Genomic DNA, 258 nt, shown 5'->3' on the forward strand with positions numbered 1-258 from the left:
TTTCATGCTCCTTAAAAAGCTCGATCCGGAGCCGACGATCAGCGTCGACACCGACTGGGTGTACCGCAAGGGGAGCCGGGTCTTCATGTGGTTTGTCAACAAGCCCCTTTCGGCGTACGAAGATTACCTGTCCAATATCTACAACACCTGGTTCACGCGGTTCACCCTGTTTTTCTCGGGGTTTTTGGCCCGGGTTTTCGATGTGAAGGGTATCGACGGGATGGTCAATGGGGTCGCTGAGTTTTTCATCACCCTTGC

At 53.5% G+C, this 258-nt stretch carries 1 pseudogene; it reads left to right on the forward strand.

The window, feature by feature from the left end:
- Positions 1-258 (forward strand): annotated as a pseudogene (locus tag MWC30_RS22265) (Na+/H+ antiporter subunit D); the annotation flags it as partial.

It is taken from the genome of Desulforhabdus sp. TSK, from assembly GCF_022836495.1.
Taxonomy (GTDB): domain Bacteria; phylum Desulfobacterota; class Syntrophobacteria; order Syntrophobacterales; family Syntrophobacteraceae; genus Desulforhabdus.